Here is a 21532-nt window from a genome sequence, read left to right as displayed (position 1 = left end):
TGTCATACCCCTCGCTTAGCGTGACTGTCACCGATGGTGGCCGGTCCGTCGCTTGTTCCAGGACGTGGCCGACCTCCCGATGAGGAGGGGTAATGATCATCGATTGTGGGCGCTGCGCCGAGCGGAGCGTCGATTGCAACGGGTGCCTGGTCAGCGTGCTGATGGACACACCCGACGGGATCGCCGACCTGACCCCGGGCGAGCTGCGGGCGATCGAGATGTTCGAGCTGGCCGGCTTCGAGGTGGAGCTGCTGGAGACCCCGGCGCCGCCGGCCGTGGCCCCGATCTTCCGCCCCGGCCGTGACGTGGCGTGATCAACTTCCGTGCTGCCCCGGCCGTCCGGGGTGGGTGGTGACCCGGATCTCTAGGATTGGTCGCCGGTGAGCACGTTTCGTCGTACCCCCTCGGAGGGTTTGATGTCGGCAGGGGACCAGCGGTGAGCCCGCGGCTGTGGGCGGCCGTCGCGTTCGTCGTGCTGCTGGTGGCCCTGATCGGGTTCACCGCCGCGACGGTGCCCTGGCATCGCGCGCCGGCACCGCGCGCCGACCAGCTGGCCGCTCTCGGGCAGTTGCCGGCCGACCAGGTGGCCCGGTCCCGCGCCTTCCACGCCGAGCTGCGGCCGGCCTCCTACGGTGGCATGGCCCTCGGTCTGCTGGTGGCCCTGGTGCTCGGGCTCACCCCGCTCGGCGCGCGCCTGGTCGAGGTGGCCGGCCGTCCGTTCGGCGACCACTGGCTGGCCCGGGCCGTCCTCGGTGGTCTCGCCCTCGCCCTGATCGCCGAGCTGATCAGCCTGCCCCTGTCGGCCTGGCGGCACACCGTCGTGGTCCGCTACGGCATCTCCACCCAGACCTGGGGCGCCTGGTCGGCCGACCTGCTCAAGTCGTTCGGGGTCGGCGCGGTGCTCGGCGGGATCGTGCTGGCCGGCTTCTTCACCGTCACCCACTTCGCGCCACGCTGGTGGTGGGCGTTCGGCGCGGTCGGTGCCGCCGCGCTGGTGATCCTACTGTCGTTCGTCCTGCCGGTGGTCGTCGAGCCGATCTTCAACAGGTTCACCCCGATGGCCGACGGCCCGTTGCGCACCGAGTTGCTGGCCCTGGCCGACCGCGACGGTGTCCCGGTCAAGGACGTGTTGGTCGCCGACGCGTCCCGGCGCACCCGGGCGGTGAACGCGTATGTCTCCGGCTTCGGCCCGACCCGCCGCATCGTCGTCTACGACACCATGCTCACCGAGGCCACCCCCGACGAGGTGGTCTCGGTCGCCGCCCACGAGCTGGGCCACGCCAAGGATCAGGATGTGCTGATCGGCACGATCCTGGGCGCGCTCGGCGCCGCGCTCGCCGTGATCGCCCTCTATCTGCTCGGCTCCTGGCGCGGGCTGCTCGATCTGGCCGGTGTCGACTCGATCGCCGAGCCCCGAGCCATCGGCCTGCTCCTGGCCGTCACCACGGTGGTCGGTCTGATCGCCGGTCCGGCCCAGTCCTTCGTGTCCCGCCGGATCGAGGCCCGGGCCGACACCCACGCCCTGACCCTGACCGGTGACGCCGCGACCTTCGAGGCGATGCAGCGCCGCCTCGGCACCGTGAACCTGTCCGACCCCGACCCGCCGTCCTGGGAGCACACCATGTTCGCCTCGCACCCGTCCACCGTGCAGCGCATGGCCGCCGCCCGAGCCTGGGCCAGGGGAGACCGCTGATGGGCCGCACGTTGCTCGTCACCAACGACTTTCCGCCGCGGCCCGGCGGGATTCAGCAGTTCGTGCACAACCTGGCGGTGCGCCAGCCGGCCGGGTCGGTCGTGGTCTACTCGTCGACCTGGCGGGGAGCCGCCGAGTTCGACGCCGAGCAGCCGTTCGAGGTGGTCCGGGAGAAGACCGGCATGCTCCTGCCCACCCCGGCCGTCGCCCGCCGCGCCGCCGAGCTGGCCCGGGCCAACGATTGTGACCGTGTCCTCTTCGGCGCGGCCGCCCCGCTCGGTCTGCTCGCCCACGGCCTGCGCCGTAACGCCGGCATCGAACGCGCCGTCGGCATCACCCACGGCCACGAGATCGGCTGGGCCGCCCTGCCCGGTGCCCGCGGCCTGCTCCGACGGATCGCCGACGGCAACGACGTCCTCACCTACCTGGGGGAGTATCAGCGCACTCGCCTGGACAAGGCCCTGCACGGCCGGACCGATCTGCGACGGCTCGCGCCGGGCGTCGACGTCGACAAGTTCCACCCCGGGGTGGACGGTTCGGCGGTTCGCCGGCGTCACGAGCTCAGCGACCGTCCGGTGGTCGTCTGTGTCTCCCGGCTGGTGCCTCGTAAGGGCCAGGACATGCTGATCCGTGCCCTGCCGGAGATCCGCCGCCGCGTCCCCGGAGCCGCGTTGCTGCTGGTCAGCGGCGGCCCTTACCGGAAGGCGCTGGAGCGGCTGGCCCGGGAGAACAACGTCGAGTGCGACGTGGTCTTCACCGGTTCGGTCCCGTGGGCCGAGCTCCCCGAGCACTACGCGGCCGGTGACGTCTACGCGATGCCCTGCCGCACCCGGGCCGCCGGCCTGGATGTCGAAGGCCTCGGCATCGTCTACCTGGAGGCCTCCGCGACGGGCCTGCCCGTGGTCGGCGGCGACTCGGGCGGCGCCCCCGACGCGGTCCGGGAGGGCGAGACCGGCTACGTGGTCGGCGGTTCCGACGTCCCGGCGATCGCCGCCCGGGTCGCCGAGCTTTTGGCCGACCCGGCGAAGGCGACAGCGATGGGCAAGGCCGGCCGGGCCTGGGTCGAGCAGGAGTGGCGCTGGGAGACACAGGCCGCCCGCCTCACCGACCTGCTCACCGCTCAGAGCTGACCACAGCTTCAGGGTGGTTGGGCAGCTCTGAGGGCCGGCCGGGGGTGATGGGCGCGGCGTCCACGATGAATCCCCGGGTTCGGCGTGAAGAGACTCACGGGCGTGAATGAGTGGGAACGGGGTGGACGTTCCCGGTCCGCGCGGCGTAGGAACGAATGCGGGGCTTCCGGCACGCCGAACAGCCTGCCGCCCGTGCGTCGCGTGTCCGGTCACGTGCGCGGAGCTCCGGCGCGGGACCCGAGAGGCGGCCGTCGATGGCGGATCCCACCACTGAGTCCGGTCCGGCCGCTGCGGCTGCCCCGCAGACGGCGCCACCCATCGATGACGATTCGCCGGCCGGCCCGGACGCGATGCCGCCCGTGCCGGACGACGGCGAGCTGGAGCTGCCCTACTGGCTGACCAGCACCGAGGAGGCGGCCAACACCTCGTTCCCGCAGATGGTCCGGCGACTGCCGCGACTGCTCCGGGAAGCCTGGCTCCTGGGCTGGCGGGCCAGCCCGCGGACCACCCTGGCGGTCCTGATCCTTCAGGTCGCGGCGGGCGTGGCGGCCGCGGTCGGCCTGATCAGCGTGGTGGGTGTCCTGGACGGGTTGCTCCAGGCGGGGCCCACTCCGGAACGGGTGCGGGCGGCCGTACCATCGCTGCTGCTCTTGATCCTTGCTCTTGCCCTGCGTGGACTGCTCGCGTCGGCCGCCACGGCGGCGCACGGCCGGCTGTCGCCGATGGTCTATGAGGCCGCCGAGATGCGGCTGCTGGATCTGACGACGCGGGTGGATCTGGCCACGTTCGACGATCCGGGGTGGCGGGACGCCATGGAACGGGCCCGGGACCGGGGGATCTTCGCGGCGCAGCAGGTGGTGGATCACGGCATCGAGGTGCTGACCCACCTGGTCGGGCTGGCCGCGGCGGCGAGTGTGCTGGCGGTGCTGCATCCGGTGCTGCTGCCGATGCTGGTGCTCGCGGTGGTGCCGACGGCCTGGGCCGCGGTGCGCTCGGCGAAGCTCGGTTACCGCAGCAAGCTGCGCCTGATCGCGGTGTGGAGGCGGCAGCGGATGCTCGCCTACCTGCTGGCGGCCCGGGAGCCGGCCGCCGAATTGCGAGCCTTCACGGTACGCCGATTCCTGCTCACCGAGGTCGGGCGCCTGTTGCGGATCTCCACCCTGGAGGAGATCCGGGTGATCGGGCGGAAGGTCCGGACCAACCTGGTCGGGCAGGCGTTGAGCGGGCTGGCGACCGGTCTGGCGTACGTGGTGCTGCTGTGGCTGTTGTGGACGGGTCGGATGGAGTTGGCCGCCGCGGGTGGTGCCGCCTACGCGATCAACATCGGGATCGGGAAGCTGACCGAGTTGGCGTTCACCGCGAACCGGGTCTACGAGCAGGGTCTGTACTTCTCGGACTTCCAGGGCTTCTGTGAGATGTCGCTGTCGCACGCCGAGCCGGAGCCGGACCGGCCGGCGCCCGACGGGTTCCGGGAGATCCGGCTGGACGAGGTGACGTTCAGCTACCCGGACGCCGACCGGCCCGCGGTGAACGGTGTGTCGATGACCCTGCGGCGTGGGCAGATCATCGCGCTGGTCGGCGAGAACGGTTCCGGCAAGTCGACGCTGGCGGCCCTGCTGGCCGGGCTCTACCGGCCCCAGAAGGGCAGGGTGACCTGGGACGGCGTGGACGTGGCACGGGTCGGCCCGGAGGCGATGCGGGAACAGGTGGCGGTGGTGATGCAGGAGCCGACCCGGTGGCCGCTGTCGGCCCGGCTGAACATCGCGATCGGGCGGCACGACCGGCCGGCGACCCTGGCCGCGGTGCAGGAGTCGGCGCGGGCCGGTGACGCGCACGGGTTCGTGGTCGAGCTGCCCCGGCAGTACGAGACGCTGCTGTCCCGGCATTTCACCGACGGCGCGGACCTGTCCGGCGGGCAGTGGCAGCGGCTCGCGGTGAGCCGGGCCTTCCACCGGGACGCGTCGCTGCTGATCTGCGACGAACCGACGGCGAACCTGGACGCGCGGGCCGAGCACGAGGTCTACCGGCGGCTGCGGGATCTGGCCGCCGGGCGGACGGTCGTGCTGATCACGCACCGGATGGCGAGTGTCCGCGAGGCCGACCGGATCTACGTCCTGGATCACGGGGTGGTGGTCGAGGAGGGTGGGCACGAGGAGCTGATGGCGGCGGACGGGTTGTATGCGCAGTTGTTCACGCTGCAGGCCGACGCCTACCGGTCCGAGTGATCCCGTGACACAGTTATCCGATGGATCCGGTAGGTATAGGCGCGGTCGTGATCGTGCTGGTCATGGGCATTGCGGCGGGGCTGTGGCGTCGCCGGTCCGAGGGACGGCTGGCCGTCACGCCCGGGGCGAGCGAAGATCAGCGTATGAAGGATGTGCTGGAACGGCTCGGGGTGGAGCCGGGGTCGGCCACGCTGCTCCAGTTCTCCACCGCGTTCTGTGCGCCGTGCCGGGCCGTGCGGCGGGTCAGTTCCGAGGTCGCCGCGATGATGCCCGGGGCGCGGCATGTCGAGGTGGACGCCGAGAGCCACCTCGACGAGGTCCGGGAGTTGGGCATCTGGCGTACCCCGACACTGCTGATCCTCGACGCCGAGGGGCGTGAGGTCCGCCGGGCGACCGGGGTGCCGACGAAGCCGCACCTGATCGCCGCCCTGGCGGACCTGGTTCCTAGTCCCGGTGCGGGTCGCTGACCAGGACCGCGGCCGGCGTCGGGTCGCTGGGCGGCAGGTCCCGGCCGGAATCCACGGCCGGTGTCGAGTCGCTGGGCGGCAGGTCCCGATCGGAATCCTCGGCCGGCCGGCCGGTGCGGGTCAGGCGCCGGGAGCCGGGCACCGCGAGCATCGCGACCGCAGCCGTGAGCAGCACACACGCGCACGCGGTCAGCACCCGGTCGATGCCGAACCGGTCGGCCAGCGGGTCGGCCATCATGTTGCCCACCGGCATCGCCAGGAACGAGGCCAGGTAGTCCCACGAGGCGACCCGCCCGAGGAACCGGTGCGGCACGTTCTCCTGGAGTGAGGTGTCCCAGGCGACGTCGTAGAAGAGCAGGCCGGCGTACCCGATCACGGCGCCGATCATGATGGCGGCCAGGGTGCCGGGCCAGACGTAGGAGAACGCCCACACCGACATCAGCGGCAGCGCCAAGAGGCCGGCGAGTAGGAGCCGCCGCGGGCGGAACCGCATGCCGATCGCCGAGCCGATCACGCCACCCAGTCCCTCGGCGGCGGCGATCCACCCGATCGCGTGCGCGCCACCGAGCCGTTCCATCGCCACCAACGGGACGAGGACCAGGATCACGCCGTTGGCGATGTGGTAGCTGGTGGCGCCGAGCAGGTTGGCCAGCAGCCAGTCGCGGCTGCGGATCTCCCGCAGTCCGGCGGCCAATTCTCCCAGCATGGGGGTACGCGGGCCGCGCGGAGCCCGTACCCGGATCATCGCGGCGGCGACCAGGGAGATGAGGAAGCTGACCGAGTTGATGGTGAATCCGGCCGGCGCGCCGAAGGCGGCGACGGTGATGCCCGCGGTGGCCGGACCGGCCACGCCGCACGCCGATTGGAGCAGGCTGAGCGTCGCGTTCGCCCTCTGCCGGTCCTCGGCCGGAACGAGCAGGGGTTTGAGCGAGCTCATGGCCGGGCTGAAGAAACTGCCGGCGCCGGCCGAGACGACGGTGAGGGCGCAGAGCAGGGCCAGGTGGTAGCCGTCGGTGGCGAACATGGCGGCGATGCCGGCGGTGGCGAGGAAGCGGATCAGGTCGGAGGCGACCATGACCCGCCGGGGTTGGAGCCGGTCGGCCCAGATGCCGCCGAAGAGTGTGCCGGCCAGCAGCGTGAGGATGTTCGTCGCCATCACCAGGCCGAAGTCGCGGGCGCCGCCACCGGTGGCGATGACGGCGACGGCGAGGGCCACGGTCTGGAAGGCGTTACCGAGCCAGGAGAAGCCCTGGCCGATCGCGAGCAGCCGGAAGTCACGGGTCATGGCGGGGACATTAGTTCAGCGTCTAACTATTAGCAATCGAATAGTCAGACGGGTGGCAGAATGGGGCCATGGAAGACAGCGTCGACCAGCACGTCGCCCGGTGGGCGAGTTTCTGGAAGAACGAGCCCGCCTTCGCCCCCGAGGTCGAGGGCGCCCTGGTCCGGATGAAGTTCATCCAGCGGTGGATCGACCGGGCTGACCTGGCGATCTTCAACGACGGCTTCACCGTGCAGGACTACAAGACCCTGCATGTGCTGATGGTGCAGCCGTGGCCGACCGAGGCGACCCCGGCGCAACTCGCCGAGGCGTTGAACGTGACCCGGGCGGCGGTGACCAGCCGGCTCGACCGCCTCGACGAGGCGGGTCTGATCACGCGTCAGATCGACGGCACCGACCGGCGCCGGGTGATCGTCCGACCCACGCAGAAGGGTCGGGAAATGTGGAGCAAATACATCTTCAAGGGCATGGCGGTCGACCAACGGGCTCTCGCCGCACTCGATTTCGAGGAGTTGACGCAGCTCAACGGACTGCTGCGGAAAGTCCTACTTTCCCTGGAGGAATAATAGGCTCCATGGAACTCGACCCCCGCGGCCAGCGCTTCGCCGCAGTTCTCACCACCATCGTCATCGCGCTCGTGCTGATCACCGGCTCGGGCCTGCTCGCCCTCGTCCAGGCGGTCGTCTTCGCGATCACCGCCTGGGACCCGCGCCGCGGACCCTATCCGCTGATCTTCCGGGCCGTGCTGCTGCCGCGCCTCGGTCCGCCCACCGAGCGCGAGCCGGCCGCCCCCGTGCGGTTCGCCCAACTCGTGGGCTTCACCTTCCTGGCCGTCTCCGCCGCGGGCTATCTCACCGGGGTGAGCGCGGTCGGCATCACGGCGGCAGCCTTCGGGCTGCTCGCCGCGTTTCTCAACGCAGCTTTCGGACTTTGCCTAGGCTGCGAGACGTATATCTTGATTCGGCGTCTGAAATACAGAAACGCCGAATCTGTCTAGATCTGTCTAGAACTTGGGGGCGTCCGGCGCTTCCAGCAGACCCAGCCGCAGCGCCGTCATGAGCGCCTGGGCCCGGTTGGCCGCCCCCAGCTTCTCGTAGAGCTTCGAGATGTGGGTCTTCGCCGTCGACTCCGACACGAACAGCTGCTTGGCGATGCCGGCGACACTCATGCCGTCGGCCAGCAGACGCAGCACCTGACCCTCACGCGGCGAGAGCTGCGGGCCGGACGGGGCGAGACGCCTCTTCATGGCCTCGGCCAGATCGGCCGCGGTGAACGCGCTGGGCGCCGACGCCGCATGCCGGGCAGCCGCCACGACCTCGTCCGCCGGGGCGGTTTTCGGCACGAACGCGCTGGCCCCGGCCTCGAGAGCGCCGAAGAGCTGGTCATCACCGGCATACATGGTGAGGACCACGATGCCCATGTTGGCGTTGTTCTTCCGCAGGGCGCGGGTCGCCTCCAGGCCACTGCCGTCGGGCAGGCGCAGGTCCATGATCACGACATCCGGCTGGAGTGCGCCGGCCTGGCGCACCGCTTCCGCCGCCGTGGCGGCCTCGCCGACGACCTCGAACTGACGGTCGCGCTCGAATGCGTGTCGCAGCCCCTTACGGATCAGATCGTGATCGTCGACAAGGAGGACCTTGGTGCGCGTCGTCGGCGCAGGACTGGTCGACATGCTCGGGTTACTCCCCTTCTGGAGCTGAAACGCTATCCCGCACGCTATCGCGCCGAGGCGGTGTTCCGAGCACTACAGCGACGGTTGTCCCGCTGGGGTGTCGCGGCGTGATCTTGAGTCGGCCTCGGATGCGTTCGGCGCGTTCCGCCATGATGGTAAGACCGTATCGGCCGTCAGGTCGCGTGTCTGCGAACCCCTTGCCGTCGTCGGACACTTCGATCTCGGCGTAAGGCGGGTCGACGGTGCAGGTCACCCACAGGTTCGAGGCGCCCGCGTGCTTGCGTGCGTTGGTGATCGCCTCCTGGGCGATCCGGAGCAGCTCGGCCTCGGTCGCGGCGGGCAACCGGGCCGTCGACTCGTCGAACGTGAAGTGCACCCGCAGGCCGGCGCTGGTGCCCAGGGTCCGCGCATACTCCGCGATGGCCGCGGCCAGGCCGCCGTTGCGATCGACCTCGGACCGCAGCTCGAACAGGCTCAGCCGCAGCTCGGTGATCACCCGGGTCACCTCGGCCCGCAGCGTGCGCAGCTCCTCGGCGGTCTCCTCGGCCCCCTCCGGCAGCGTCGCCTGCGCGTTGTCGATGCCGTAGCCGACCATCACCAGCTCCTGGGCCACGCCGTCGTGGATCTCCCGGGCCAGACGCTGGCGCTCCTCGTTGGTGGCCAGGGAGCGCACGTCGTCGAAGAGCAGGGCGGCCTCCAGCCGCAGCGAGGCCGGGCCGGTCACCTCGGTCACCGCCTGGACCACCGCGGACGGGTACGCCCCGGAGGCATCCGTCTCCAGGATGACCAGCCCGATCGTGCGCACCCCGGCGACCAGCGGCACCACCAGCGAGGACACGTCGCCCCCCGGATGACTGCGCGCCTGGGACCGGCTCGCCGTCTGCGGCTGCTGGGTCGCCCAGGCGTCGGCGATGCCGGAATCGGCGTCGAGCGTGGTCTCCCAGTCGACCCGCTCCGCGCCGGTCTGCGCCAGCACCACCAGCCGGCCGCCGCCGCTGGCCGACAGCACCGCCGCCCGGTGCCCCGGCGCGACCACGCGCAACTCCTCCAGCAGATGCTCGGAGATGCCGCCCGGGTCGAGGGTGGCGCCCGGCAGCGAGCGGGCCACACTGCGCAGCTGGGTCAGCAGGCGGGTGGCCTCGGCATAGGGCTGCGGGGTCGGATCCGGCGGCTGGAGCAGCTGCCGCATCGTCTCGGTGGCGAAGGTGATGATCGCGCCCTGCACCAGCCACTGGACGCAGACGGCGTAGTAGCCCCCCTCCAGCGTGCCGAAGGCGAAGCCGCTGACCGCCATGGTGACGGCGGACACCCCGAGCAGCGCCATGCCCTCGGCCTGGCGGCGCCGCAGGGCCGCGGTGAGCAGCGGCACGGCGAGGTAGGGCAGGACCGCCTCGGCGCCGAAGCCGTTGGTGACCCGGCCCGCCACATCCGCCGCGTCGGCGACCGAACCGGCGGCCAGGCAGGTCACCAGGACCTCGCCGAACCGCCCGAGCGGGGCCAGCACGGCGTGCCCGCGGGCCAGGAAGGAGGGCGCGGCCGCGACCGCCAACAGGGCGATCCAGCCGAGCTGGGCGGCGCTGCCGGTGAACGCGTAGGTCAGGGCGGCGACCAGCACGAGCATGACGGCGCGGGCCGCGGCTTCGGCCGGTCGGATGCGCACGGAACCACTGGCGAGTGCTGGCACGTGACGGATGGTATCGGGAGGGGCCGACATCGGCTCGTCGGAGCGTTGCCCGGCCGGGTGTCACATCCCCGGGGGTACCTCGGACGGACGCCGCCCCGGCCGCGCGATCGGTCGTGCCCGGCGGGTAGCCTCGCGTACATGGCGGACACCTCGACACAGTCGATTCAGGTCCATGCGCCCCTGGCCCGGGTGGCGGCGGTGATCTGCGACTTCGCGCGCTACCCGGAGTGGGCGGAGTCGATCAAGCGGGTGGAGGTCCTCGAGCGCTACGAGGACGACTACGCCGCGCAGGTGCGGTTCCAGATCGACGCCACGGTGCTGATCGACGAGTACACGTTGGAGTATGCGTACGCCGACGATCTGTCCCGGATCGAGTGGAGTCTGGTCGAGCCGTCGAAGACGCAGCGTTCCCAGGAGGGTTCCTACGACCTGGTGGAGAACGCGGACGGCAGTACGACCGTGACGTACACCCTTGCGGTGGATCTCGCGATCGGAATGCTGGGCATGTTCCGCCGCAAGGCTGAGAAAATGATCATGGATACGGCGCTGAAGGAGCTCAAGCGCCGCGTCGAGAGCCTGCCCGCGGCCTGAGCCGCCGGCCGAGGGGAGCGCCAGATGCCCGGATCAGCTCGTGAGGAGGCCGAACGGCTGGTCGCGGCGATCCTCGCCCGGACCTCGGCGGGCGGCGGCTCCGGAGACGCGTTCGGTCTCCTGGGCGAGTCGGTCGCCGGCCTGATCGGCATGCTCAACCGGGACGATCTGTCCACCGGCAGCGCCGAGTGCTGTGTGTGCCCGGTCTGCAAGGCGATCGCGGCGGTCCGTGACCCGAGCCCGGAGACCGCCGAGCGGCTGGCCGCCAGCGCCGGCGACATCGCGACCGGGGTGGCCGGCCTGATGCGCGCCTTCTCGTCGATGGCGGCCGAGCGCCCGCGCACCCCGGCGCCGCGCAGCCGTCCCGCGCCCGCCGCTTCCGCGCCTGCTGGCTCCGCGCCTGCTGGCTCCGCGCCTGCTGGCTCCGCGCCCGCCGCTTCCTCGCCCTCCTCGTCGGACCGCGCCTGGTCCGCGGCCACCCGGTCGGCGGACGCCGCGACGCGGGCGGCCGAGCCGGGATCGGCCGTGGCCGACGTGACGCCCGCGCCCGACGCGGAGAGCGACCCGTGGGGAGCCGCCAGCGCCGCCGCCGCGCGGGAGGCGGCCGCCGCCGCCCGGGCCCGGGCCGCCGCCGCCGAGGAGGCCGTGGCCCGCGCCGTCGAGCAGGCGAGGACCGCCCGCGCGGCTGAGCAGGCCAGAAACGCCCGCGCGGCTGAGCAGGCCGGGAAGGCCCGCGCGGCCGGGACCCCGGACCGTGGAGTCCCCGGCCCGGTTGCCGGAGGATCACGGACGGGTGGCGACGTGTGGGCCATGGCCACGGCTGTGGAGGTGGCCGCAGACGACACGGCCGAGCCCCGTAGCGTGGATCATGAGTTGGGTGCTTCGGCGCCCGAGGACCGCGAGCCGGGCCAGGGCGACGACGCCCGCCCCGGCGACGCGGTGTGAACTGTTTGCAGAGGGGACGGGCAGCGTGACGCTGACCATCGGAATCGACGTCGGCGGCACCAAGGTCGCCGGTGGTGTCGTCGACGAGCTGGGCAACGTGCTCGCGTCCAACCGGCGGCCGACGCCGGCGGACGACCCGGCCGGCACCCGCGACACGATCGTCGAGGTGGCCGCCGAGCTGGTGGAGCAGTACCCGCAGGCGACCGCGATCGGGATCGGCGCCGCCGCGTGGATCGACGCCACCGGTTCGATGGTGCTGTTCGCGCCGAACCTGGCCTGGCGGGACGAGCCGCTGCGCGACTACGTGGGCAAGGCCACCGGCCTGCCCGTGGTGCTGGACAACGACGCCAACGTCGCCGCCTGGGCGGAGTTCCGGTTCGGCGTCGGCAAGCACGCCGAGTCGATGGTGATGATCACGGTGGGTACCGGCATCGGCGGTGCGATCGTGGTCAACGGCAACCTGTGGCGCGGCGCCAACGGCATCGCCGCCGAGCTCGGGCACATCCAGTCGGTTCCGGACGGGCATCCGTGCGGCTGCGGGCGGCTCGGCTGCCTGGAGCAGTACGCGAGCGGCAACGCCCTGGTCCGGTTCGGCCGGGCCGGCGCGCGACAGGAGCCGGAGCGCGCCGCCAAGCTGCTCGAACTCGCCGGTGGCGACGCCCTGGCGATCACCGGCCGACAGATCACCGAGGCGGCCCGGTCCGGTGACGGGGTCGCGATGGACGCCTTCGCCCAGGTCGGCTACTGGCTCGGGGTGGCGCTGGCCGACCTCGCCCAGAGCCTGGACCCGCAGATCATGGTGATCGGCGGCGGTGTGATCGACGCGGGGCCGCTGCTGATGGGGCCGCTTGAACGGACCTACCGGGAACAGCTCGCCAACCGTGACCGCTTCCCGGTCGCCGAGATCCACGCGGCCCGGATGGGTAACGCCGCCGGTGTGGTGGGCGCGGCCGACCTGGCCCGGCGCGGCTGAGGACGACGGGGATGTCCGGGGTTCCGCTGCGGGTGGTCAGCTACAACGTCCACGGGTTGCGGGACGATCGGGCCGCGCTGACCGGCCTGGTCCGTGACCTGGCCCCGGACGTCCTCGTCGTGCAGGAGGCGCCGCGCCGGTTCCGGTGGCGGCAGAAATGCGCCCTGCTCGCCTCCGAGACGGGCCTGGTGGTGGCGGCCGGTGGCCTGCCGTCGCTGGGCAATCTCCTGCTGGTCAGCCTGCGGGTGGCGATCCGCCGGACCTGGTGCATGCGGTACCCGCTCACCCCGGGCCGGCACCTGCGGGGCGCCGTCTTCGCCGAGGGCGCGGTGCGCGGCGCCACCTTCACCGTCTCCGGCTCGCATCTGGCCACCGACGCGAACGAGCGGCCGTCCCAGGCGCAGCACTGGAAGACCGAGTTGGACAAGCTGGACGGCCCGGTGATCGTGGCCGCCGACCTCAACGAGGGGCCGGGTGGCGGCGCCTGGCGGATGGTCGAGGACGGGCTGCTCGGCTCGACGGCCGACGAACCCACCTTCCCGTCAGGGGCGCCCAGTCGGCGCATCGACGGGCTCTTCGTCAGCCCCGGTGTGAGCATCGAACGTTACGAGATCATCTCGACCGAGCAGGCACGCGTCGCGAGTGATCACTTACCGATCGTCGCGGACCTTTTGCTCCCTTCCTCCTAGGCTCGCCGTCTGCGAGGATCGCCGGGTGCAAGACTCCCCGGACCTCGGAGACCGTGGCGGCGCCGTCTGCGTCGTCGGCGCCGGCGCCAGCGGCCTGACCGCCATCAAGAACCTGCGTGAGCTGGGCTTCGCGGTCGACTGCTACGAGCGTGAGACCTCGGTCGGCGGCGCCTGGAACTGGCGGCACGACCGCAGCCCGGTCTATGCCGGCACCCATCTGATCTCGTCCCGGCCGCTCACCGAGTTCCCCGACTTCCCGATGCCGGACACCTGGCCCGACTACCCGCACCACAGTCAGGTCCTCGAGTACCTGGAGCGCTACGCGAAGCACTTCGGTCTGGGCGAGCACATCTGGTACGGCATGGAGGTCAAGTCCATCGTCCCGGTCGGTGACGGCCGCTGGGACGTGACGATCCAGTCGACGGGTGGCGGCTCGTCCCGGGTGCAGCGGTACGCCGCCGTGGTGATCGCTAACGGACACAACTGGGCGCCGGTCACCCCGGAGATCCCCGGTGACTTCACCGGCCAGGTGATCCACGCCGCCGCGTACAAGGAGCCGTCCCGGCTGCGTGGCCGCCGGGTGCTGGTGATCGGCGGTGGCAACACCGGCTGTGACATCGCGGTCGAGGCGGCCCAGCACGCCACCCGGGTGTGGCACTCGACCCGGCGCGGCTACTGGTACTTCCCGAAATACCTCGGCAACCGCCCGGCCGATCAGGTCTACCACCGCCGGATGTCCGCCTGGCTGCGGGACCGCCGGTTCCGGAAGTCGGCCGCAGACCTGACCCGCTGGGGTGTCCCGGCGCCCGATCACGCCCCGTTGGAGAGCCACCCGATCGTCAACGGCCTGCTGCCGCACTACCTGGGGCACGGCCGGATCGAGGCGGTGCCGGACGTGACCCGCTACGACGGCGCGTCGGTCGAGTTGTCCGACGGCCGCCGGATCGAGCCGGAGCTGGTGATCACCGCCACCGGGTACCGCCCGCGGTTCGACTTCCTCGCCCCGGAGCTGCTCGACATCGACGAGGACGGCCGCCCCGACCTGCACCTGCACGCGTTCGCCCGGAAGTATCCGACGCTCGCCGTGGTCGGCCTGGTCCAGCCGTCGGCCGGGCTGTTCCCGCTGGCGCACTGGCAGAGCGTCGCGGTGGCCCGCTGGCTGCGGCTGCGCGACACCGACCCGGAGAAGGCCGGCGTGGTGCAGAAAGAGGAGTCGCAGCGTCCGCTGGCGTCCTGGTCACGCCGCAAGGTGGTGCCGACGCCGAGGCACTGGTTCGAGGTCGACCACGTCGACTACCTGAAGGCCGTGGAGAGCCTGTTGACTCGGATGGAAACGGCGAAGTGAGCGCGCTGCTGCGTTTCGAGGACTGGTCCGACCCGGTCCCGGCGGCCGACCGGGAGGTCGTGTCCCAACTGCCCGACGACGACCAGGGCCGTCCGCCGCTGCTGTTCGTACCGGGCCTCGGCCACGGCGCCTGGGCGTTCGCCGAGCACTGGATCGGGCACGCCGCGAGCCGCGGTTTCCCGGCCCACGCGGTCAACCCGCGCCCGGGCGGCGACCTGCGGGCCCAGGCCCACGACGTGGTCCAGACGGCGGCCGCGTTGCCGCGCCAGACCGTGCTGATCGGCCACGGCACCGGCAGCCGCGTGGTGGCCCGGGCGCTGGGCCGCTACCCGGCTCGTGCGGCCGTCCTGATCGCGCCGGTGCTGGACGGCTGGGCGGCCCTGTCGGCGGCGCTGCGCAGCAACCCGGCCGGGACCGTGCCGGCCCTGTTCGGTGGCCGGCTGAAGTTCTCCGGGCGGCAGCTGTTCGGGCCGGACCTGCCGGCCGAGGAGGCGGCGGCCCACCTGGAGCGGATCGGCGCCCGCCCGCGGGCCGAGCTGTTCGCCCGGGACGGCCTGCCCGAGCCGGTCGGCGGGCCGCCCATGCTGGTGGTGGGCAGCCCGGACGATCGGGTGGTGCCACGACCGGCTCTGGACCGGGCGGCGGCCCGGTACGGCGGCGCTCCGCTGCTCTTCCCGGGCATGGGCCACTACCTGATGCTCGAGACGAAGTGGGCCGAGCCGATCGACGCGATCCTGGACTGGCTGGAGAAGGAGCTACCGCCGGCGGGCTAGCGGCGGCAGCCGGTCGGCGAGCCGGCCGGTGTGGTCCAGCGCGGTCAGGTAGTCGCGGGCCCACGCCATGATGTCGTGGTGGGCCAGATGCCGCCGCATGGCCGTCATCCGGGCGGTCAGGTCGGTGTGGTCCGCCTCCATGGCCCGCAGCAGGGTCTGCTTGAGCCCGTCCACGTCGTGCGGGTTCACCAGGAATGCCTGCTCCAGCTCGGCCGCCGCTCCGGCGAACTCGCTGAGCACCAGCGCGCCGGTGCCGTCCTCCCGGGCCGCCACGAACTCCTTGGCCACCAGGTTCATCCCGTCCCGCAGCGGGGTCACCACCATGACGTCGGCGGTCTGGTAGAGGGCGGCCAGCTCGGCCCGGGCGAACGGCTGGTTCAGGTAGTGGATGGCCGGTTCACCGACCCGGCCGAACTCGCCGTTGATCCGGCCGACCTCGCTCTCGATCCGGTCACGCAGGCCGCGGTAGCTCTCCACCCGCTCCCGGCTGGGCACCGCCACCTGGACCATCACGGTGTCCCGTACCTTCACGAACCCGTCCCGCAGCAGTTCGCTGTACGCCGTGAGCCGGTGCTCGATGCCCTTGGTCCAGTCCAGCCGGTCGACGCTGAGCAGCACCCGTTTCGGTTGCCCCAGATCGTGCCGCAGCTGCCGGGCCTGGGTGACCACGTCCGGCCGGGTGGCCAGCGCCCGCATCTCGGCGACGTCGATGGAGACCGGGAACGCCCCGGTCCGCACGGTCCGCCCGTCGATCGTGATGGCGCGGTCGGTGGCCTCCACCTGCAGCAGCTTCTTGGCCAGTTGGGCGACGTTGTGGGCGGCCTGCTCCCGCTGGAACCCGACCAGGTCGGCGCCGAGCATCCCGCGTAGCAGCTCGACCCGGCGGGGCAGCTGCATGTACAGCTCGGGTGGCGGGAACGGCACGTGCAGGAAGAACCCGATCAGCAGGTCGGGTCGCAGCTCCCGGAGCATCGCCGGAACCAGCTGGAGGTGGTAGTCCTGCACCCAGACGGCGGCGCCGGGCTCGGCCACCTCGGCGGCGGCCTCGGCGAACCGCTGGTTCACCGTCCGGTACGTCTCCCACCAGCCCCGATCGAACACCGGCTGCTGCACCGCGTCGTGGTAGAGCGGCCACAGGGTCGAGTTGGCGAACCCCTCGTAGTAGCCGCGCAACTCCTCCTCGGTCAGTGACACGGGCCGTAACCGCAGGCTGCCGAGGTCGGGCAGGGCCGGTGCCGGGCCGACCCCGCCGGCCCAGCCCACCCAGGTGGCCGGGGTCTGCTCGAGGATCGCGTGCAGGGCGCTGGCCAGGCCACCTGGGCTGCGGCGCCACTCGCAGGCGCCGTCCGGCGCGGCGCTGTCATCCAGGGGCAGACGGTTGGCGATGACGACGAGCGAACTCTGACGCATCACCGTAGGTTACTGCTCAGACACCAATATCTGTCTATACGACGGCGCCGTCGTCGAATTCGTCGTCGTCATCGCCGGACCGCAGCCGCCAGACCAGCGTGGCCGCCCCGCCGATGATCGCGGCGAACCCGAGGACCTGGACCAGGTTGGAGTCGATCGGGAGCAGCCGGGGGAAGAGGAACAGCACGAAGCCGATCGTGATGCCCAGAAGAGCCGCCACCGCGTATTTCGAGATGCGCGGCAGGGGTGGGGGAGGGGGCGGGACGTACCGCTCCTCCTCGTCGTCCTCAGCGGGCAGGTCGGTGCCGAACGTGTCGAGTCCGTAGAGGATCGACGGCTCGTCCTTCGGGTCGGTGCGCCGCCGGTTGTGCGGCGTGCCCTCCTCGGTGATCGAGCGGATCGGCGGAGGCGGCGGGCCCGGGTCGTCCTCGGCCGCCGGCCACGGCGTCGTCTCGGCGTCGACGGTGGTGTGGAACCCCGCGATGATCTTGGCCCACTCCTCGTCCACCTCGGCCTGCGGCTTCGGGGTGGGTGCCGGCGGCGCCGGCGGGGTGGGCGGGACTCCGCCGGTCACCTTCTGCAGGTGCTCCTTGGCGGTCTCCAGATGAGTACGGTCCACGAACAGCCGATCGACCGGCCGCGCGGGCAGTGTCGTCGCCCGTAGAACCGGATTGAGATCGGCCGTCGGTTGTAGGTAAGCCGCTATGCCGCCGGCCGCGAGCACGTCGAGCAGATGCTCGCCGATACGTGGATCGACATCTCCCGCCGCCGCGAAGTCGGCGGCGTCGAGCCCGTTGTCGCGCCGCCCGCGACGGGCGCCACCCGCTGTCACCGATGCACACCCCCTTGCCGACCGTGCCTTGAATGGTGACACGGCAGGCACCTGTTGCGGGAGTGCGTTGTGGCGCGCCGCTCCCGCTTCGTACGCTTCCTGTCGCCCCAAACGCACGGTGGCATCCGTCGAAAGGACGTCAGTGTTCTACTGGCTGCTGAAGTTGGTGCTCCTCGGGCCGGTCCTGAGACTCGTCTTCCGCCCCAAGGTGGAGGGCCTGCAGAACGTGCCCCGATCCGGTCCGGTCATTCTCGCCTGCAACCACCTCTCGTTCTCTGACTCGATCTTCACCCCGCTGATCATGCGGCGGAAAGTGACCTTCGTCGCCAAGGCCGAATACTTCACCGGCAAGGGGATCAAGGGCTGGTTCTCGCGGATGTTCTTCACCGGCGCGGGGACGATCCCGGTGGACCGATCGGGTGGCGAGGCGGCCCAGGCGGCTCTGGACACGCTGCTGCGGGTGCTGAAGGAGGGCAACATCGCCGGCATCTACCCGGAGGGCACCCGCTCGCCGGACGGGCGTCTGTACCGCGGGAAGACCGGCGTGGCCCGGCTGGCCCTGGAGAGCGGCGCCCCGGTCGTCCCGGTGGCCCTGCTGAACACCGACGAGATCCAGCCGACCGGCACGCTGATCCCGGCGGTCAAGCGGGTCCGGATCAGAATCGGTCAGCCGCTCGACTTCTCCCGCTACGCCGACCAGCGCGGCGACCGCTTCGTCGAGCGCGCGATCACCGACGAGATCATGTACGAGCTGATGGCCCTCTCCGGCCGTGAGTACGTCGACGTCTACGCGTCCACGCTGAAGGCGGCCGCCTAGCCGGTCATCCCGGCGCGGCGGCGCAGGGCCTGCACATCGGTGACGACGATGCGCCGGCCCTCGGTGCGCAGCCATCCCCGGCTGGCGAAGGAGCCGATCGCCTGGTTGACGCTCTGCCGGGAGCCGCCGGCCATCTCGGCGAGCTGACTCTGGTTGAGCTCGATGGTGATCATCGGCGCCTGGCTCTCGCCGGAGAGCCGGACCAGGGTCTTGGCCACCCGGCCGGGCAGGTCGAGGAAGACGTGATCCGCGTTCTGCTCGGTGAGCCGGCGGATCAGGCCGCCGACCGAACGCATCACCGCGTCCAGGATGCGCGGGTTGGAGTGCACCAGCTCCATGAAGGCCACCCGGGACAGCGACAGCGCCTGCGAGTCCTCGATGGCCTCGGCCGAGGCGCTGCGGGTGGAGGCGTCCAGCAGGGACACCTCGCCCAGCACGTCGGGTGGTCGGACCACGGTCAGGACGGCCCGCTCGCCGGTGGGGGCGGTCCGGAAGACGGCGACGGCGCCCCGCTTCATGATGATCAGCGAGTCGCCGGGGTCGTGCTCGACGAAGAGGATCTGCCCCTTGCGGTAGTGGCGTGGGACGGCGGCGGCGATGACGCGCTGGCGCACCTCCGGCTCGAGACCGGCGAACATGTCGACTCCGGTGAGCGCGTCGCCGGGATCCGGCATGCGATGGTCCACGGCGCTATCCCCTCCCCCGGTGAGGACACGCCGACGGCCGACGGCGCCGGCCCCACGACGCGAACGATCACTCTTAGCACGAAGCGTGCTCCGAACGCCATTTTCAAAACGGACATTGAAGCTCGCCTCGTACGATCATGTCCCTTCGGTTGCTTTCTGTAAACCGTCAATCTCTCTGAGTTACTGTCGCCCTGTCTGTCCGTCGCATTGGTGCCAAGTGTCGAGATAATCCCGCGGTGCCGGATGATGACTTTCTTCGATCGACCCTGCGCGACCAGTGGCACCTCCTCCCGTCCGAGATGATCGAGCTTCCGCTGACCATGCTGTCGCGCGGCTGGGAGTTCGTCGCGGGCGCCGTGACCTACGTGGCACGCCTGGTCGAGGCGAGCGCGCGGCACCGGATGGAGGCCGGGCTGGCCGTGGCGATGCACCTGCGCGGCCACCGGATAGACGCGGGGGAGCCGGTCCGCACCCTCGGCGGCGCCCTCACCGTGGCCACCCCGCACGGCGCGCTCGCCGTCCTGCGCCGCATCCCGGGCCGGCGGCTCGACGGGCGGGACCCGGTCGACCAGCAGTGGTGGGGCGAGCGCCTGGGTGCCGTACACCGGGCTCTCCAGGGTTTTCGCCATCCGGGCCTGCGGCCCTGGCAGCCTCTCGACCTGGACGGCTCGCATCTCGACGCGGAGCCCTGGCTGCGCAAGACGGTGACCGCCGCGATCACCGCGGCCACCCGGCTCACCGTGACCGATCACCTCACCTCCGGGGTGCTGCACGGCGACCCGGCGCCGGAGATGTTCGTGCTCGACCCGGCGACCGGCCGGTCCGGCCTGCTGTACTGCGGGGCCGGCGGGACCGGGCCGCTGGTGCACGACGTGGCCGCCGCGGTTGCTTACGCCGGCGGCGCCGAGCACGCCGGCGAGTTCCTCGACGGATACCTCGCGTCGGGGCCGGTCGGCGCCGACGAGATGGAGGCCGCCCTGCCGGTGCTCCTGCGGCTGCGCTGGGCGCTCCAGGCCGACCTGGCCGCCCGCCACGACTGCCCGCACGGTCTGGGTAAGGCCAGGGAGGCGCTGGAGGCCATGCCCGGATGACATGACCGTACGGCTATGGGCGAGGATGCTCGGGATGTCATATCGCTATTTCTACGACTGCGAGTTCATCGAGGACGGCCGGATCGTCGACCTCGTCTCGATCGGTGTCGTCGACGAGTTCGGCCGCGAGTTCTACGCGGTCAGCACCGAGTTCGACGACACCCGAGCCGTGCCCTGGGTGCGCCGCAACGTCCTCGACAAGCTCCCCTCCCCGTCGGACAAGGCGTGGCGCAGCCGCGAGCGCATCCGTGCGGACCTCTACGAGTTCCTGACCGAGCCGATCCGCGGCCGGGGCGAGCAGATGGAGCTCTGGGCGTGGTATGCGGCGTACGACCACGTGGCGCTCGCCCAGCTGTGGGGCGCGATGCCGGCCCTGCCGCGGGAGATCCCCCGTTTCACCAAGGACCTGCGCCAGCGCTGGGACGATCTGGGCCGCCCGCACCTGCCGGAGATGGCCGGCCGGCACGACGCCCTGGTCGACGCCAAGCACAACCTGGCCCGGTGGAACGCTATGACCGCGAAGACCTCATCGGGGGGACACAGCCCCGCATGACGGCCTGGACGTCGGTCTCGGTCGGCGCGGCGCCGAGCGCGCCGTTGCCCGGCCGGGCTCGCAGGCCGTCGATCACCATCTCCAGATAGCGCTCGTAGAGGCCCGGCCGGCATCCCTCGCTGTGCTGGGCCATTTCGGTCACCATGGCCATGATGATCGGGAAGTCGTGGAAGCCGGCGTCGATCCGTAGCGTGCCCTCGGCGTGCGCCCGCTCCATCAGTTGCTCCAGGAGCGGCACGATCTGCTCGCCGGCCTGCTTGAAATGCTGCTCGCCCATGCTCAGCGCGGCGTCGCGCAGCCCGCGGTCGGCCGCGTGCCACCGCGCCGACGTGCGCAGGAACCCGGTCAGCCCCTCCCACGCCGACTCGGCGGCGAGGGCCTCCTCGGCCAGCGTGACGAGGTCCTCCAGGCGGTCGGTGAAGACCGCGTCGATCAGCTCCTCCTTGGTGGGGAACCGCCGGTAGACCGTGCCCACCCCGACCCCGGCGTGATGGGCCACGTCGTCGAGGGTGGCGGCGAACCCCCTGGTGGCGAAGACCTCGCCGGCGGCCTCGACGATCCGCTCCCGATTGCGCTGCGCGTCGCGGCGAAGTGGCATGTGGCCAAGCCTACAACTAAGTGGAGGTAACTCCTCAACTTCTCCTGCTAGCCTGCCGAAGTGGAGGACATACCTC

The 21532-nt window shown here is 71.5% G+C and carries 23 protein-coding genes; 16 read left to right on the top strand and 7 right to left on the bottom strand.

Translation table 11 applies throughout. The annotated features are described in order from the left end of the window. Positions 1 to 92 precede the first annotated feature (92 nt). The 5 genes from Q0Z83_RS36100 to Q0Z83_RS36080 all read left to right on the top strand — a co-directional run bounded on the left by Q0Z83_RS36100 (position 93) and on the right by Q0Z83_RS36080 (position 5515). Positions 93 to 314 carry a hypothetical protein gene (locus Q0Z83_RS36100; RefSeq protein WP_317787728.1) on the top strand — a complete coding sequence of 74 codons (222 nt, stop codon included), beginning with the start codon at positions 93 to 95 and terminating at the stop codon, positions 312 to 314. A gap of 122 nt (positions 315 to 436) precedes the next feature. Continuing rightward, positions 437 to 1693: a M48 family metallopeptidase gene (locus Q0Z83_RS36095; RefSeq protein WP_317787727.1), complete on the top strand. Its 1257-nt coding sequence runs from the start codon at positions 437 to 439 to the stop codon at positions 1691 to 1693. Continuing rightward, positions 1693 to 2823: a glycosyltransferase family 4 protein gene (locus tag Q0Z83_RS36090; protein ID WP_317787726.1), complete on the top strand. Its 1131-nt coding sequence runs from the start codon at positions 1693 to 1695 to the stop codon at positions 2821 to 2823. Before Q0Z83_RS36095 ends, Q0Z83_RS36090 begins: the two co-directional genes overlap by 1 nt. Positions 2824 to 3077: 254 nt before the next feature. Beyond that, positions 3078 to 5048 carry an ABC transporter ATP-binding protein gene (locus Q0Z83_RS36085; protein WP_317787725.1) on the top strand — a complete coding sequence of 657 codons (1971 nt, stop codon included), beginning with the start codon at positions 3078 to 3080 and terminating at the stop codon, positions 5046 to 5048. A gap of 20 nt (positions 5049 to 5068) precedes the next feature. Beyond that, positions 5069 to 5515 (top strand): TlpA family protein disulfide reductase, encoded by a 447-nt coding sequence (locus tag Q0Z83_RS36080; RefSeq protein ID WP_317787724.1) that lies wholly within the window; start codon positions 5069 to 5071, stop codon positions 5513 to 5515. Here Q0Z83_RS36080 and Q0Z83_RS36075 read toward each other — a convergent pair. Continuing rightward, positions 5493 to 6800 (bottom strand): MFS transporter, encoded by a 1308-nt coding sequence (locus tag Q0Z83_RS36075; protein ID WP_317787723.1) that lies wholly within the window; start codon positions 6798 to 6800, stop codon positions 5493 to 5495. The two genes, Q0Z83_RS36080 and Q0Z83_RS36075, sit on opposite strands and share 23 nt — an antisense overlap. 68 nt (positions 6801 to 6868) lie before the next feature. Here Q0Z83_RS36075 and Q0Z83_RS36070 point away from each other — a divergent pair, with 68 nt between their 5' ends. Together Q0Z83_RS36070 and Q0Z83_RS36065 are read left to right on the top strand one after the other, a co-directional pair. Beyond that, positions 6869 to 7363, top strand: coding sequence for a MarR family winged helix-turn-helix transcriptional regulator (locus Q0Z83_RS36070; RefSeq protein ID WP_317787722.1), 495 nt, complete (start codon positions 6869 to 6871; stop codon positions 7361 to 7363). 8 nt (positions 7364 to 7371) lie between these two features. Then, positions 7372 to 7794, top strand: a complete 423-nt coding sequence (locus Q0Z83_RS36065; RefSeq protein ID WP_317787721.1) for a DUF4395 domain-containing protein — start codon at positions 7372 to 7374, stop codon at positions 7792 to 7794. Positions 7795 to 7800: 6 nt separating this feature from the next. Here Q0Z83_RS36065 and Q0Z83_RS36060 read toward each other — a convergent pair whose 3' ends face one another. Further along, positions 7801 to 8469, bottom strand: a complete 669-nt coding sequence (locus Q0Z83_RS36060) for a response regulator transcription factor (RefSeq protein ID WP_014688640.1) — start codon at positions 8467 to 8469, stop codon at positions 7801 to 7803. Between the two features lie 7 nt (positions 8470 to 8476). Then, positions 8477 to 10153 carry a sensor histidine kinase gene (locus Q0Z83_RS36055; RefSeq protein WP_378078661.1) on the bottom strand — a complete coding sequence of 559 codons (1677 nt, stop codon included), beginning with the start codon at positions 10151 to 10153 and terminating at the stop codon, positions 8477 to 8479. 138 nt (positions 10154 to 10291) lie between these two features. Here Q0Z83_RS36055 and Q0Z83_RS36050 point away from each other — a divergent pair, with 138 nt between their 5' ends. Genes Q0Z83_RS36050 through Q0Z83_RS36025 form a run of 6 tightly spaced genes read left to right on the top strand, consistent with a single transcriptional unit; the run spans position 10292 to position 15469 of the window. Continuing rightward, positions 10292 to 10744: an SRPBCC family protein gene (locus tag Q0Z83_RS36050; protein ID WP_317787716.1), complete on the top strand. Its 453-nt coding sequence runs from the start codon at positions 10292 to 10294 to the stop codon at positions 10742 to 10744. A 24-nt stretch (positions 10745 to 10768) separates the two neighbouring features. Beyond that, the gene (locus Q0Z83_RS36045) at positions 10769 to 11689 is read left to right on the top strand and encodes a hypothetical protein (protein ID WP_317787714.1); all 921 of its coding nucleotides are present in this window, start codon (positions 10769 to 10771) and stop codon (positions 11687 to 11689) included. A 25-nt stretch (positions 11690 to 11714) separates the two neighbouring features. Next, positions 11715 to 12662, top strand: coding sequence for an ROK family glucokinase (locus Q0Z83_RS36040; protein WP_317787713.1), 948 nt, complete (start codon positions 11715 to 11717; stop codon positions 12660 to 12662). A gap of 11 nt (positions 12663 to 12673) precedes the next feature. Beyond that, entirely contained in the window at positions 12674 to 13351 is a 678-nt protein-coding gene (locus Q0Z83_RS36035; protein ID WP_317787712.1) for an endonuclease/exonuclease/phosphatase family protein, read from the top strand. A 25-nt stretch (positions 13352 to 13376) separates the two neighbouring features. Next, positions 13377 to 14696, top strand: coding sequence for a flavin-containing monooxygenase (locus tag Q0Z83_RS36030; protein ID WP_317787711.1), 1320 nt, complete (start codon positions 13377 to 13379; stop codon positions 14694 to 14696). Beyond that, positions 14693 to 15469, top strand: a complete 777-nt coding sequence (locus tag Q0Z83_RS36025) for an alpha/beta hydrolase (protein ID WP_317787710.1) — start codon at positions 14693 to 14695, stop codon at positions 15467 to 15469. The genes Q0Z83_RS36030 and Q0Z83_RS36025 overlap by 4 nt, the downstream gene beginning before the upstream one ends. Here the strand turns inward: Q0Z83_RS36025 and Q0Z83_RS36020 are convergent. Both Q0Z83_RS36020 and Q0Z83_RS36015 read right to left on the bottom strand, forming a co-directional pair. Beyond that, the gene (locus tag Q0Z83_RS36020) at positions 15452 to 16879 is read right to left on the bottom strand and encodes an alpha,alpha-trehalose-phosphate synthase (UDP-forming) (protein ID WP_317787709.1); all 1428 of its coding nucleotides are present in this window, start codon (positions 16877 to 16879) and stop codon (positions 15452 to 15454) included. The two genes, Q0Z83_RS36025 and Q0Z83_RS36020, sit on opposite strands and share 18 nt — an antisense overlap. A 34-nt stretch (positions 16880 to 16913) precedes the next feature. Further along, positions 16914 to 17711 (bottom strand): DUF308 domain-containing protein, encoded by a 798-nt coding sequence (locus Q0Z83_RS36015; RefSeq protein WP_317787707.1) that lies wholly within the window; start codon positions 17709 to 17711, stop codon positions 16914 to 16916. A 142-nt stretch (positions 17712 to 17853) separates the two neighbouring features. Here Q0Z83_RS36015 and Q0Z83_RS36010 point away from each other — a divergent pair, with 142 nt between their 5' ends. Further along, positions 17854 to 18528 (top strand): lysophospholipid acyltransferase family protein, encoded by a 675-nt coding sequence (locus tag Q0Z83_RS36010; protein ID WP_317787706.1) that lies wholly within the window; start codon positions 17854 to 17856, stop codon positions 18526 to 18528. On the opposite strand, the gene Q0Z83_RS36005 is transcribed toward Q0Z83_RS36010, so the two are convergent. Next, positions 18525 to 19202, bottom strand: a complete 678-nt coding sequence (locus Q0Z83_RS36005; protein ID WP_373871036.1) for a Crp/Fnr family transcriptional regulator — start codon at positions 19200 to 19202, stop codon at positions 18525 to 18527. The two genes, Q0Z83_RS36010 and Q0Z83_RS36005, sit on opposite strands and share 4 nt — an antisense overlap. 248 nt (positions 19203 to 19450) lie before the next feature. Between Q0Z83_RS36005 and Q0Z83_RS36000 the strand changes: the two genes are divergently transcribed. After that, the gene (locus Q0Z83_RS36000; protein WP_317787705.1) at positions 19451 to 20305 is read left to right on the top strand and encodes a phosphotransferase enzyme family protein; all 855 of its coding nucleotides are present in this window, start codon (positions 19451 to 19453) and stop codon (positions 20303 to 20305) included. A gap of 34 nt (positions 20306 to 20339) precedes the next feature. Next, positions 20340 to 20858, top strand: a complete 519-nt coding sequence (locus Q0Z83_RS35995; protein WP_317787704.1) for a polyadenylate-specific 3'-exoribonuclease AS — start codon at positions 20340 to 20342, stop codon at positions 20856 to 20858. On the opposite strand, the gene Q0Z83_RS35990 is transcribed toward Q0Z83_RS35995, so the two are convergent. Further along, on the bottom strand, positions 20815 to 21456 hold the full coding sequence (locus Q0Z83_RS35990; RefSeq protein WP_317787703.1) for a TetR/AcrR family transcriptional regulator: 642 nt from the start codon (positions 21454 to 21456) through the stop codon (positions 20815 to 20817). The two genes, Q0Z83_RS35995 and Q0Z83_RS35990, sit on opposite strands and share 44 nt — an antisense overlap. Positions 21457 to 21532: the final 76 nt, after the last annotated feature.

It is taken from the genome of Actinoplanes sichuanensis (genome assembly GCF_033097365.1).
GTDB classification, from domain to species: Bacteria; Actinomycetota; Actinomycetes; order Mycobacteriales; family Micromonosporaceae; genus Actinoplanes; species Actinoplanes sichuanensis.
Note: the sequence above shows the minus strand (reverse complement) of the source record. Positions and strands in the feature narration are given on the sequence as shown.